A 12,127-nucleotide genomic window follows, 5' to 3' on the forward strand; every position below is an offset into this window, starting at 1 on the left:
TCTAATCCTTTGGTCTTCGTATGAGCCTTTACGAGGCATCGTTTCGGGTCAAACACGAGTGCCCGTATCGGGAAATTTCGGAGTATTACCCTGATCTCACCATCCGTGAGTGGTATCTGAGCGACTGCCAGGTAATCGAGATCACGTCCTCGGAAGCGCCGACGGACGAACTACTCGAAGAAATCGAGCAAATCGGAACCGTGCTGCACAAGTCGATTGATGAATCCGGACTGCACGTTGTGACGCAGGCCTGTCTGTGTTCGCTTGAGGACTCCATCATCGAACGGTTTGAGGAGTACAACTGCCTGTATCAGCCGCCGACGATACACCGACAGGGCTGGGAACACTACACGGTGATTGCCTTCGACGAAGATGACATTCAAGCGTTACACGCGGACTTAGAGGCTGATCGGGACATCGAAGTGCTCTCGAAGACAGCGATTACCGAACAGACGATTCCCCATAGTATGCTGGCCCCGGTTGACCAGTTGTTCGAAGACCTCACCGACCGGCAGTTGGCGGCACTTCGACTGGCGCTGGAGAGCGGCTACTACGAGCAGCCGCGGAAGACGTCGCTCCGAGAACTGGCCGATCAGACTGCTGTGGCGCGTTCGACCTACGAGGAACACCTCCGGAAAGCGGAGAACAAGTTCCTCACGAACGCGGGGCAGTTCCTCCGATTAGTTACTGCGAACGCGTCCAGCGACCCGTTGCAGGTCGAAAAGACGCGGCAGGCTGAACACGCTGCCGACTAATGGCTGGCAGGGACATCTCGGGCAACTAGTTCCATCAACTGCTTTGTGAATATCCTCGTTTAACGAACTCCATGACAGACTCCTCCGATTCAGATACCTCCCCACTTCTCGAAGCAAAGGAATTCGACGAATCGTCCGTTTTTACGCCGGAAGCGTTGCTGGAGAATGCCCGACGGCAGAAGAGTCTCCCGAAACAATCGGTTCCTGATATATGTATTCTTGACCCTGATGGCGATATTGTGAGGCAGTTGATAGCCACCGGGGAGGCACGGGAGGATGAAGCGTGGCCCGGCTATCACACCGATCTCTACCGATTCGAACGAAACGGTGAGGAGTTCGGTATCGTTGGCTGTGCGGTGGGGGCGTCCTTCGCTGTTCTTGTTGCGGAGCAACTGTTCGCCGCGGGCTGTCGATTTCTCATTAGTGTAACCTCATCGGGGCAGATTGTGCCGAAGGACGACCCTCCCTACTTCGTTCTCATCGAGCGTGCGCTCCGCGACGAGGGAACGAGTCATCACTACCGTACGACCAGCCGCTATGCAACCCTCAGTAACGAACTTCGTGCTTCAGTCGAAGCGGCGTGCAAAACTGTGTCTCGATCCGTTTATATCGGGGCAACGTGGACGACGGACGCCCCGTTTCGGGAAACAGAGACTGCAATTGAACGTGCTAAGTCAGAAGAAATCCTCGCTGTAGAAATGGAGGCGGCTGCACTATACACGTTCGCGGAGGTTCGAGAGGTACCAGTCGTTTGCTTCGCGCATGTGACAAACCAGATGGGCCAGACTGAGGACGATTTTGAAAAAGGGGAAGCGGATGGGAGTCAAGATGCGTTAGAAGTGATTGACGCAGCTGCTACGGCTTGGCGATCTTCCGATTGAGCAGAAATTAATCAGCACCATATAGTGTGCCGGTTGAGGCGAGGAGTAGACGTGACTTCTGAGTTAATCGTACTGATTGTATCCTCTGTACCAGTAACGGCGGTCTTGACTGGTGGCGAGTAATTCAATAGGCAGATTGGTACGTGAATCCCCTACATCGAGTGGTTCCCCGTCGCAAATGGTTTCAGGGTAGCGCAACTGAACCAGATACCAATCAATATCGTGTACATATATACTTCACTCTCGGGCTTCCCGCCCGATGTAAAGGGAGTAGGCGATACAAACGAGTCCAATGAACTGCACGACTCGTACTCCCAATCTGAAGAAGTCCTGCGTCGGAAGTGCCAGGAGACGAAATTCGAGCAATAAGGTGCCAATAATTGAGATGCCATATGCAATGCCGAACAGGAGAATCATTCCGACCGAGAGTACTAGCATCTGCTTGCTGTCGTGGCGTCGAAGCCCTCGGTAGGCCAGATACCCGATATACAACCCCAGCACAGCAGACGCTGAAGCGAAAGCCAACACAGCCAATTGAATCGGCGTATATCCGAATACAGCGGTCATTTTAGAACTTCCCCCATAGGTCTGTCAGTTCATCAACCGGGTCGGACTGAGTCTGCTCAAGGCTGAATTCGAATTCGCCATCATGTAGCGTAATCGAGACGTGTTCAAGTTTCGCGGTATACACCGTATCGTGGTGCCCATCACCCCGAGCACGAATCTGGTCTGAGACAAGTTCGGCCTCCTCCAGTCGTTCTAAGCGCCGATAAATCGTCTGATCAGACGCATCACATCGCTCAGCAAGTTCTGACGCCGAGTATGGTTCAACACTTGTTGCCGACAGAATCGTTCGAACATGCGTATCGCTGAGCAGTTCAACAATGGTCGTGAAGTCGGGGTCGCTACTCACGACACCACCCCCTGAACAAGACGTTCGGGGGGAAACCCATACCCGCCTCCCCCAGGAATCTCGGTACTGATGGTGGTCATGGCTGGTTCGGCGTCTTGCCATGCTTGCCCCCGGTTCGTGACGGAGTCGGGGTTCGAAAGCGACCACTGGTGAGCTGTTCGCGGTGGTTGCTGGAGGATCAAGGAAGGTCACGGTAGTTCATAGATAACAAAGCTAGCAGACCGCGTGGCATCCACCGGGGAGTACGTCCCCACAATTCGATCTGCGTCAGTGTCTGGGGCATCGATAGTGAGTGTATCTCCTGGTTGAATACGGTCAAGGGTATCGGAGAATTGCGATTCGACCTCTGTCCGCTCGCTCCCCTCCTGTATCGAGACGGTGATTGATTCTGCTGGCGTTGAGTCGCCAGCCTCATGTTGGATGGTGAGCGTCTCACCGTCAGTCTCGACGCCCCACGTGATTATAGGGACAGTAGCGTCGGCGTAATCTGTTTGCAGCGATTCGTGGGGTAGGTGCATTGCAATAGTCGCAATTTGGCCCTCGATTTGGATATCGACCGAGCGGCTATCGCGTGCGCGAGTGTTCTCCTCAAGTGCGTCTCGAAGCGTTTGTTCCGTAATGACGTCGTTTTCGGGATAGAGCTGTTTATGGATGTAGTAGATGCCATCGTCACCGGGCATATATGTCATCGAACGGATGAGCGCAGATCTGGTCGGATCGATACCGAGCCCGCCAATCATCGTCCACGAGCCAGCACCAATCGCATCGGTTGCCGACGCGAATGCGTCGTCGGTTTCGTGATGGCGTGGGACTGCGCCGCGTTTTGCGTCGATTACTGCTTCGACGATCGCTGTGCTTTGTTCATGGTGTGCCCAGACGATAGCTGTGGGGCTGACTGCGGCTGTTCGAGGGCTGTCAGTACGGTCGAAGAGTTCGTAGTCTTGGTATGAGCCTGCAGTGGTGTATCCGCTGTCGAGTAGTGTCTGAGTGACCGTCTCGGTGGTGATGTCGCCTTGGAGGACGTAGGTGGATTTGGTTGTTCGGTGGAGGCCGATGACGGAGTCGTAAGATTCGTAGTCGAGTCCGAAAGAATCGAGGTATAGCTTCTGGAAGAAGTGCGCGTTCTTGTTCACGATTCCCGTTTCTTGCTGTCCGAGGTTTTGAGGCTGGACGTAGTTCACGTATCCAGGGTTGATATCGCCGCTCGGGAGGGTCGATGCGGCGGGGAGCCATTGTCGGTACGTTGGGTTGGTATTTACTGGCGGTGTGTCGATGCGACCATACTGTACGCGGTTGCCGAGTGGCGGGAGAGATTCTGTACAGCCGGTCAGGGAGATGCTAGCGGCGGTGACGAGGCCGGCTTGCTTAAGGAAGGTTCGTCGTGTCGGAGGAGGGGAGTTCATGCAAGACGTACTAAAATGGTCAAATTGTAATATAGAGGGGATAATCCACTGCAGCTGTGAGTCACCGAAACGATTATATCTTGGTTTCGGTCTTGAGTCCCCGAAACAGGCGAGTCTATATTGGCTATGCCTCCTCTGTATCGATTGATGGGTGAATCTCCTGTATCTGTCGAACGAAGAAGCCTAAAACAGGTTTTTGACCCTCCCACGGGCTTTTGTTATCCAGCACAAATCGTGAAGTGTGAAACGCCGTCAGTTACTCCAACTTAGTGGTCTTACACTATCTGTCTCACTTGGTGGCTGTGCTTCGATAGGAGACATAGAGGAGGACTCAGAGTTTACGGTCACACGGACGGGGGAAATACCAGTTGAAAACCGCACAAGCGAGTTCGCTCGCTCGTACCCCGGCCAAGAGCCCTTTGCCGAGGTCGTTTTCGGTGAAAGGCCAAAAACTTCCGACAATTTGCATGGAGTAGAAATCTATAACGATTATGAGAACCCGGTTGAGGTTTCGCTAACGGTCAACAGAGAGGAGGATGAACGAACGCTGGTATTTGAGGGTGAGGGAACGATTTCAATTGACGAATACATGGTAATTGCTATTTCCCCTCCTGCGACGTACATCAACAACCTTGAGGTAAGCGGAGACGACGTGAATCTTCAGAAAACCTTTGACGTGCCACAGAGCGCGTGGGATGCAGAACCGAAGGACGATAAAGGGATTAGCCCAGAGCATAATGTCCATATCAAACAGAACGAGGTTAACGTGAGATTTGTCGGAGAGGAGAGGTGAACGTAGCAGCCATGGAACCACCAAACCTCAACTGGGAAACTCGTCACGAATGAACCGTCGGCAGGCCCTCTCAAGTTTGGCGGTCGCTGGTACTGTTTCGCTTGCCGGCTGTTCGTCCGTTCTGGGCTCTGATGGAATCGTCCTTGGGAGAATCGAGGTCATCAACTCGTCGTTCGTGGCGAATCGGATTCGTCTCATGGTAAACCGCGACGACGAGATACTCGTCGATCGACAAATCACGCTGCCCGCTATCGACGCTGAAAACGGGACGCCGGCGACAGTCATCGACCCGCTGTGGTCGGAGAAAAAAGGTCCATATACGGTTAGTGCGCTCCATTACGACACGTCCGACAACCGAGAAACCGGGTCGTGGGAGTACACCTTCACACGGGCCGACTACGACGCCTACTACGAGGACAGCCACGAAGACCCGGGATGTATCGGTGCCGTCGTCAAAATTGGAAGTCTCTCCGATACCGAGAACCCCGCGATTGGAATCGGCCCGACGTACATGGAAACTCCCTGTGGAACGCCGGATTCACAGTAGACATCGGTCGATACAGATTCTGTAGTTGGTACTGAATATAGTGTAATAGTAATGAAAAGATAATCGAGATTATCGTAAGTGGCACAGCAAAGAGCGTTGTGTACCAGACAGCACCTGCCAGAAGAAGCACCTATGTCGAGATACCATAGCCGGTCGAATTACAATCGACGCCAACTCGCGGAAGAACAACAGCACCGAGTAGTGGGATAGCGATGAGATAGCCGCCCGAGACGATGACCACCACGGTAAACAGCGTACTCATCTATTCTTATGGCGATCTGTTCTGGAGTGTTCGTGATACTGATGATCGGGGCTCTCCGTTGATTTCTTGATTGATCCGCTCGCTCAATCTCACGACTGTTTCAGTAGAGCCTGAGACGAAGAGGTACCGCTGTGCGCTCTTCAGCGGTGACCTTCGACTTTATCGCGGATATCGCCCACATCAACCTGAGCCAGTTGGTGACCTAGTTCGTACCTTGATTTCGCTGAGACTAGCCTGAACCACTCCGATGTCAAGGCGTCGAGGGTGTGACTAAGACGTTGACCATCGATATGGGTCGATACAGTCAAGTTCTAATTCGCCTACACTCCTACGGAAGCGCATGTGGGGGATTGTCACACAAATAGCGGCTTGACTCATCACCGTCGTTTTTGATATACGCATGGATAGAACGTTTATGAACCGACGAGAGTACCTCACAGCAGTATGCAGTGCTGGGGTCATCACAACAGCAGGGTGTAGCTCAGCAGCAGGCCACCAAACGCTTTCTGAGCCAAGCGTGCACACGGAGTCAGACGGAAGGAAAGCTCTCATTTTTACGGCAGATGGTGTGGAGGTGGGGAATTTCGGCGTTGATGGGAATGTTGAGGCTACTCAGATTTCGCTCTCAACTGAGATCTGGCACCAAGAGGGAACGAACGTCCAATCGATTAAACTGCGAGTCTGGATGCCAGAAACAGCAACAGAATCCGCCGCAGAGGTTGCTGTGGTCTCGCCGGTGGAAGGAGACAGCTCTCCGCCACCAGCGGTAACGCTCTATACACCTGATCGAGCCCTCGGAACGGTTATAGAGATCACCGATTTGGACGATCTCGCAGATGAAACAATCAGCACACTAAATCTCCTTGTCAACCCGGGAGCAGAGACAGCGACGAAGCTCAATATCCACGCAACGATCGAACTCACGGAGCGTGGTGCGCTCGGGACTGACTACACGCTTGATGGTGAACTCCAGTTAGTGTATCCCGAACTCAACCACGACGAGTTGGATTCGCCTGCTCGTGAGCACGACTCTGCTATATCACCTACTCGTTGTGTCCAGTAGATTCTGCGTGCGTTGTCGATAGCGTGACCAAGGACGCTGGCTCTAGTACCTTCAGTTACCACGTCCGGGTTGGGAGAAGGTCGATAGCACTCACAACCCGATTTTCTCCGTCGAGGGGGACAATGACGCGCATCTCTTCATTATAGTCTGCTAATAGTTCTCGGCAGCTCCCACACGGTGGAATAACTCGTGTTTCGTTCTCATCGTGAGACGGCATCGGGTATGCGACAGCGACGCTGGTGTCGATGTCGTCATGATTGTATCCGTCGGAAATGGCCGAGCCGACTGCGACTGGTTCCCCGCACATTGACGCTCGACCGACACTCGCCGGTAAACTCACGCCTTCGTATACTGAGCCGTCAGTCGTCCGGACTCCAGCGGCGACGATGTGTGCGCCGTCGAAGAACTCCGGATCGAACGTACGCTCGTTCGTCTCCATGATTTGCTCAATGAGGGCTTCGTCGTTAGACGATAGAGGGGCGGTTTCCATACCAGTTGAACCTATTACCGCGTAATGGGTTTTCTGAACCAGTGTCCCGACCACCGGGAGTACTGGGCGGCTCACAGACCGGTTCTTTCGGTCGATCTCGTCACTTTACGATGAAATCATTAATGAAGCCGAATCGTGCAGTACAGGCGGCATACTAATCGGTCGACTGAGATCGCTCTTCTTCGATAGAGTGTATGCCGGTGATTTCGAGTCGGGCCCCGCCGTTCGAGCCATCGGTCACGCGAACCGACCAGCCGTGTCCCTCGGCGACCTGCTTGACGATACTCAACCCGAAGCCAGTTCCCTTGTCACCAGTTGAGTACCCAGCAGTAAACACCTCATCACGTCGACTGTCAGGGATACCGGGCCCGTCATCTTCGACGTAGAAGCCATCACCTATGACTCCGATAGTGACCGTTACGTCATCACCACCGTGTTCGATGGCGTTCCGGAACAGGTTTTCGAGGAGCTGGCGGAGTCGATCGTGATCGGCTTCAATCGTCGGTAGCGACTGTGGATCATTCTCGTAGCGCAACTCTGCTTGGTCTATGCCATCGCCTACGAGTGTCCACGCGGAGTCGATGACATCCTGAAGCCGCACAGATTCCACAGACCCGATGTCTCGTCCTTCACGCGCCAGCCAGAGTACGTCATCGATGATCCGTTCCATCCGGTCAGCCGCAGTCTGGATTGCATCTACGTGCTCGCTGTCTCCCTCTTGTTGTGCAATTTCGGCCCGGCCTTGGATGACTGCCAAGGGGGTTTGAAGGTCGTGGCTGACGATGTTTGCGAACTCATCCAGTCGGTCACGTTCCCGTTTGAGTTCCTGTTCCCATTCCTTCTGGTCGGTGATGTCGACGTTGACGGAAACAAAGCCTGTGATGGCCCCTGTTTCACCGGTGACTGGTGCGATGGTCTGGTCGACGACGTACTGTTCACCTGATTTCCGGGTATTGATGAGTTCGCTCCGCCAGACCTCCCCCGATGTGATGGTTTCCCACAGCTCCTCATAGAACTGTTCGTCGTGTTCCCCGGATTTCAGAATACGTGGTGTTTGTCCGACGGCTTCCGCTTTGGAGTAGCCAGTAATGCTCTCGAATGCCGGATTGACGTATTCTATAACGCCGTGTTCATTAGTGAAGTAGATCGAATGCCCAGCGGCTTCGACAGCCTCTCGAAATGCTTGGTGATGTATGCTCCCCATGTCCCAGTTTTCCCCTTATGGTAACCTTCTCCCTCGGAGAGATAAATGCGTCTTGTGTCTTCGCTATCTGAAGATACTCGGTATGCAGCATACATCGACCGATACGTGGACACAACAGACCGGAGTTAGTAGTTCCGACTGCGCTGGGGCAATCAGGATAGCACATCCTTCAGTATCACCTGTCGTTTTCAATTACAAAAATTAACACTAATATATTTTTGATTTGAAAGTAATACACGATTAAAAGGCAGTGCTTCTTAAGCAAAATCACGTTATATCTGGCTACATTATTTCCACATATGATGTCGACGTCAGGGTTCTCCCTCCAGGGGTTGCAATATACGATTAAGCAATCTGCCAGGGGGTGTGGGTATCATGGTAGTTGAGACCCTCGTCGAAGGACTGCGGCTCGCTGGTGAGATGTTCTGGGAGACGTGGTGGGCGCTCGTGCTCGGATTTACGATCGCCGGCGCCGTCGAGACGTTCGTCAGCGAAGAGAAGATGTCTGCCGTTCTCGGCGGCAACGGCTGGAAAGAACTCGGACTCGGGACGGTGTTCGGTGCTGCGTCATCGTCGTGTTCGTTCGGGGCAGTCGCGACGACGAAGTCGCTGTTCAAGAAGGGCGCGTCGCCGGTGGCTAGCCTCGCGGCGTTCCAGTTCGCTTCCACGAACCTCGTCATCGAACTCGGCCTCGTTATGTGGATTCTGCTCGGGTGGCAGTTCGTGTTGGCCGACTACGTGGCGGGCCTCATCCTCATCGCGCTTCTCGCGGTGGCTTACAAGTACATCGTTCCCCAGAAGTGGTTCGACGCATCGCGCGAATACCTCCGCTCCTCGGAAGGCGTGCGTGATCCGTCCTGTGGTATGGAGGTCGACCCCACGAGCGATGACGTCCTCACGCTGGAGACCGATGGCGGGACCGAATACTTCTGCTCGGAATCGTGCAAGCAGGCGTACCTTGAGGAACAGCGTCAACAGGACGCGACGTGGCGCGACCGGCTGTTGACCCGGGATGGCTGGCGACTCGCCTCGAAGAACGCCCTCGGCGAGTGGGGGATGCTCTGGGAGGATATCGTCGCTGGCTTCCTTATCGCTGGTCTCATCGGAGCCTTCGTCCCCCGCGAGTGGTGGACGACGCTGTTCGGTATCGGGGCTGAAGGGACGTTCGTGTGGATACTCACCAGCGCAATCATCGGCGTCGTCATCGGTGTCGTTACGTTCGTCTGCTCGGTCGGAAACGTCCCGTTTGCGGTCATCCTCTGGAACAACGGCATCGCCTTCGGTGGCGTCATGAGCTTCATTTTCGCGGACTTGATTGTCCCGACCATCGACGACGCGTACCGTCGATATTACGGCCTCCGGATGGCTACGGTACTGTTCGTCTCGATTTTCATCACCGCCGTCATCTCGGGCGTCGTAATTCATTACCTGTGGAGTGGAGTCGGCCTCATTCCGCCTCAGGGAGAAGCCGGAGGGACTGCCCCCGCCGGCTATACGACGTATCTCAACGCCCTCTTCACGCTACTGTTCCTCGGACAGGTTTACGTGGGCTACTGGACGGCAGGAGGCGACGAGGAATCGGACGACCACGAGATGCATGCAGGCTAACCGATAATTCTACGGAGGTTCCAAATGATAGATTGGAAGTCCGAACCCGGTGAAGATGGCCGAAATAGGTAGGTCCTCCCATCCTGGCTCGACCGATATACCGACGCCGCACTTTACGGACTCGTCGCTGGGACAGTGCTATGTCTATTTGCGCTGTTCACGAACCCCGTCCCTGACCCTTCCTTCCCGTGGGCAACGTTGCCCACATCGCTTCGAGTACCAGTCACGCAGCCCCGTATCGAACACTGGCCCGTCTCGCACACGATCGGTATCTGGCTGTGGGTCCTCGGCGCGCCGGCAGTGTTCCTCGCAGGCTATCGACGGTTCCAGAATCGACCGACGGCCTGGCTCGTTGCACTACCAACTACTGCGATGCTTGGTTTGACAACGTACTGTCGGTTCTTCTGGCCGAAGCTCTATCCGGCGACATGGAACGCGCCGTCGTACACTTTCGTCTGCTGGCTCTACTGTTCCTCGTACGATCACTGTGGAGTAATCTGGCGTACGGTGTCGCGCTACTCGGTGTGGTCGCTACTGTCTTTGCGGTTCGGGAATCGACGTGGTCCACGTTCGGGTTCGTCGCGTTCGGTGTTTTAGCTCTCCCTTGGGCTTCCTGCGATATACGAAGCGTGTCGCCGATACTAGTTGCTGAATTACGATAGCGAGACGCAAGACTACTAATCCGACTGGGACGCAACTACCCTCTCCTCACGAGTTTCGGTTCCAAAGGACTGCGAACAAGCCTCCCATCAAATAGCCGGCAACTGAAGCGATCGTGAGCCCCCCAACTGTCAGCGACAAATCAAAATCCACTGTATCCTCCGGCTCGACAAAGTTTGTCCGCGCCACAATGTCAACTGCGGATCTGGAGACGTCAGAGACGACAAACCAGATCCACGCGGCGTGAGATGCGGCAAAAATGAGGGCGAACAGGACTCCGGACCGATGCTTGGAGATTTTCTCACTCATCGTCTTCAATCACCCCCTCTACGCTGTGTCTGATTGTACTCTGGCCGTACAGTTTTAAGGGCGGGTTCAACTGATGCACACATCAAACAACGTGGGCATATTTCAATGAATTTTCGCCTCGATACCCCAACTCTTTGTATGTTCTTACTTTCGATTCCTTAGGTAACCCCGGGATCATTCGACACTACCCAAAGTGACTGTTGCTAACAGAGTGTGTCGGTAGATTCGCAATTTTCAGCGACCAGTTGTTTCGTGCCGTGTCGTATCTAATGAATTCCCAACAATCCCGAAGTTTGTCCCTCAGGAATCTCTGTGGGCGCGAACGAACGCACGCCGCAGGACGGTCAGAAGGACGTACGTCTCGTATTTCTGGGTCCGACAGTGTTCGCAGGGCTGCATGTCCGCGACGATCTCCTCGATCGCGTCGTCGTACTCGTCCGTGAGCGTGGTGAGTGCGTCCGTAATCTGCGGCTGGACAGCGTCGATCATCTCCTCAACGGCGGCGTCGGCCGAATCCGGTAGTGAGTACGAGAGAACGATCGTGTTTGCGTGGTAGTACTTCGTGGTCCCACCGCGGCCCTCCTCGAAGCGAACAACGTCAACGAGGCCCGCGTCCCGGAGCTCGTTGATGTGGTGGCGAACCGTATTCTCCGTCCGGTCGACGCCGCGATCTTCGAGGCGTTCGTGGACCTCGGTCGCGGTCAGGGCCTCCTCGGCCAGAATATCGAGAATCATCGCCCGCATCGGCTCGTCAATGGCATCCGAAACCCGGGTGTCTCGCACCGCGATGTCCTCGAGACGGTGGTCGGTATCGGAGTCACTCATACGAGAACTGAACGCGAGCACGCGGGAAAAGGTAGCGGGACACGAGCGAGGGTGGCGTCGTTAGCGAACGGCCCGAATGGACCCGCGGTAGCGAAAGCTCTAGACGACCAATTTGACCGTTCCAACGACCAATATAGAAATTCAAACATATCATCTAAAAAATACTTATTTGGATATAGGCACTATCTCGAACTGTAATGAGCGACACAACCCAGTTCCGCGTCATGGACTTCGACTGCCCGACCTGTGCGAGCACGGTCGAACGCGCCCTCTCGAACGTCAACGGCGTCCAGCACGTTGAGGTCCACTACGCGACCGGTCGCGTCGAGATCGAGTACGACGACAGCGTCGCTGACCCCGATGTCTTCGCACAGACCATCGAAAACCAGGGATACACGCCCCAGCCCGCCTAAC

14 protein-coding genes are annotated in these 12,127 nt (G+C 54.6%); 7 read left to right on the forward strand and 7 right to left on the reverse strand.

The window, feature by feature from the left end; genetic code table 11:
• The first annotated feature begins 20 nt into the window (after positions 1–20).
• Positions 21–755, forward strand: a complete 735-nt coding sequence (locus HWV23_RS10700) for a helix-turn-helix domain-containing protein (RefSeq protein WP_178290392.1) — start codon at positions 21–23, stop codon at positions 753–755.
• 71 nt (positions 756–826) lie between these two features.
• Positions 827–1,636: a nucleoside phosphorylase gene (locus tag HWV23_RS10705; protein ID WP_178290393.1), complete on the forward strand. Its 810-nt coding sequence runs from the start codon at positions 827–829 to the stop codon at positions 1,634–1,636.
• A gap of 237 nt (positions 1,637–1,873) precedes the next feature.
• Here the strand turns inward: HWV23_RS10705 and HWV23_RS10710 are convergent, their stop codons facing one another.
• The 3 genes from HWV23_RS10710 to HWV23_RS10720 form a co-directional block, all read right to left on the reverse strand.
• A complete protein-coding gene (locus HWV23_RS10710; protein WP_178290394.1) occupies positions 1,874–2,203 on the reverse strand; it encodes a DUF7521 family protein in 330 nt (109 codons plus the stop codon).
• Between the two features lies 1 nt (position 2,204).
• Positions 2,205–2,549, reverse strand: a complete 345-nt coding sequence (locus HWV23_RS10715) for an ArsR/SmtB family transcription factor (protein ID WP_211693229.1) — start codon at positions 2,547–2,549, stop codon at positions 2,205–2,207.
• A 188-nt stretch (positions 2,550–2,737) separates the two neighbouring features.
• A complete protein-coding gene (locus tag HWV23_RS10720; protein ID WP_178290396.1) occupies positions 2,738–3,952 on the reverse strand; it encodes a hypothetical protein in 1,215 nt (404 codons plus the stop codon).
• A 241-nt stretch (positions 3,953–4,193) separates the two neighbouring features.
• On the opposite strand from HWV23_RS10720, the gene HWV23_RS10725 reads away from it, so the two are divergent.
• The gene (locus tag HWV23_RS10725; protein ID WP_178290397.1) at positions 4,194–4,745 is read left to right on the forward strand and encodes a hypothetical protein; all 552 of its coding nucleotides are present in this window, start codon (positions 4,194–4,196) and stop codon (positions 4,743–4,745) included.
• A gap of 196 nt (positions 4,746–4,941) precedes the next feature.
• Entirely contained in the window at positions 4,942–5,292 is a 351-nt protein-coding gene (locus tag HWV23_RS10730; RefSeq protein WP_178290398.1) for a hypothetical protein, read from the forward strand.
• Between the two features lie 130 nt (positions 5,293–5,422).
• Here HWV23_RS10730 and HWV23_RS17330 read toward each other — a convergent pair whose 3' ends face one another.
• The gene (locus tag HWV23_RS17330) at positions 5,423–5,554 is read right to left on the reverse strand and encodes a DUF8162 family protein (RefSeq protein ID WP_484549435.1); all 132 of its coding nucleotides are present in this window, start codon (positions 5,552–5,554) and stop codon (positions 5,423–5,425) included.
• 415 nt (positions 5,555–5,969) lie between these two features.
• Here HWV23_RS17330 and HWV23_RS10735 point away from each other — a divergent pair, with 415 nt between their 5' ends.
• Positions 5,970–6,617 (forward strand): DUF8121 family protein, encoded by a 648-nt coding sequence (locus HWV23_RS10735; protein ID WP_178288263.1) that lies wholly within the window; start codon positions 5,970–5,972, stop codon positions 6,615–6,617.
• 644 nt (positions 6,618–7,261) lie between these two features.
• Here HWV23_RS10735 and HWV23_RS10740 read toward each other — a convergent pair.
• Positions 7,262–8,311 carry a two-component system sensor histidine kinase NtrB gene (locus tag HWV23_RS10740; protein WP_178290399.1) on the reverse strand — a complete coding sequence of 350 codons (1,050 nt, stop codon included), beginning with the start codon at positions 8,309–8,311 and terminating at the stop codon, positions 7,262–7,264.
• Between the two features lie 375 nt (positions 8,312–8,686).
• Here HWV23_RS10740 and HWV23_RS10745 point away from each other — a divergent pair, with 375 nt between their 5' ends.
• The gene (locus tag HWV23_RS10745; protein ID WP_211693230.1) at positions 8,687–9,919 is read left to right on the forward strand and encodes a permease; all 1,233 of its coding nucleotides are present in this window, start codon (positions 8,687–8,689) and stop codon (positions 9,917–9,919) included.
• Between the two features lie 708 nt (positions 9,920–10,627).
• Here the strand turns inward: HWV23_RS10745 and HWV23_RS10750 are convergent.
• Both HWV23_RS10750 and HWV23_RS10755 read right to left on the reverse strand, forming a co-directional pair.
• Positions 10,628–10,888, reverse strand: coding sequence for a hypothetical protein (locus HWV23_RS10750; protein ID WP_178290400.1), 261 nt, complete (start codon positions 10,886–10,888; stop codon positions 10,628–10,630).
• 300 nt (positions 10,889–11,188) lie between these two features.
• A complete protein-coding gene (locus tag HWV23_RS10755; RefSeq protein ID WP_178290401.1) occupies positions 11,189–11,713 on the reverse strand; it encodes an ArsR/SmtB family transcription factor in 525 nt (174 codons plus the stop codon).
• Between the two features lie 197 nt (positions 11,714–11,910).
• Between HWV23_RS10755 and HWV23_RS10760 the strand changes: the two genes are divergently transcribed.
• Positions 11,911–12,126, forward strand: coding sequence for a heavy-metal-associated domain-containing protein (locus HWV23_RS10760; protein ID WP_178290402.1), 216 nt, complete (start codon positions 11,911–11,913; stop codon positions 12,124–12,126).
• Position 12,127: the final 1 nt, after the last annotated feature.

It is taken from the genome of Natronomonas halophila, from assembly GCF_013391085.1.
Taxonomy (GTDB): Archaea; Halobacteriota; Halobacteria; order Halobacteriales; family Haloarculaceae; genus Natronomonas; species Natronomonas halophila.

Coding starts and splice junctions, on each gene's coding strand:
- HWV23_RS10700 (WP_178290392.1), top strand. CDS start 21: ATGAGCCTTTACGAGGCATCGTTTCGGGTCAAACACGAGTGCCCGTAT.
- HWV23_RS10705 (WP_178290393.1), top strand. CDS start 827: ATGACAGACTCCTCCGATTCAGATACCTCCCCACTTCTCGAAGCAAAG.
- HWV23_RS10755 (WP_178290401.1), bottom strand. CDS start 11,713: ATGAGTGACTCCGATACCGACCACCGTCTCGAGGACATCGCGGTGCGA.
- HWV23_RS10720 (WP_178290396.1), bottom strand. CDS start 3,952: ATGAACTCCCCTCCTCCGACACGACGAACCTTCCTTAAGCAAGCCGGC.
- HWV23_RS10760 (WP_178290402.1), top strand. CDS start 11,911: ATGAGCGACACAACCCAGTTCCGCGTCATGGACTTCGACTGCCCGACC.
- HWV23_RS17330 (WP_484549435.1), bottom strand. CDS start 5,554: ATGAGTACGCTGTTTACCGTGGTGGTCATCGTCTCGGGCGGCTATCTC.
- HWV23_RS10750 (WP_178290400.1), bottom strand. CDS start 10,888: ATGAGTGAGAAAATCTCCAAGCATCGGTCCGGAGTCCTGTTCGCCCTC.
- HWV23_RS10730 (WP_178290398.1), top strand. CDS start 4,942: ATGGTAAACCGCGACGACGAGATACTCGTCGATCGACAAATCACGCTG.
- HWV23_RS10745 (WP_211693230.1), top strand. CDS start 8,687: ATGGTAGTTGAGACCCTCGTCGAAGGACTGCGGCTCGCTGGTGAGATG.
- HWV23_RS10710 (WP_178290394.1), bottom strand. CDS start 2,203: ATGACCGCTGTATTCGGATATACGCCGATTCAATTGGCTGTGTTGGCT.
- HWV23_RS10735 (WP_178288263.1), top strand. CDS start 5,970: ATGAACCGACGAGAGTACCTCACAGCAGTATGCAGTGCTGGGGTCATC.
- HWV23_RS10740 (WP_178290399.1), bottom strand. CDS start 8,311: ATGGGGAGCATACATCACCAAGCATTTCGAGAGGCTGTCGAAGCCGCT.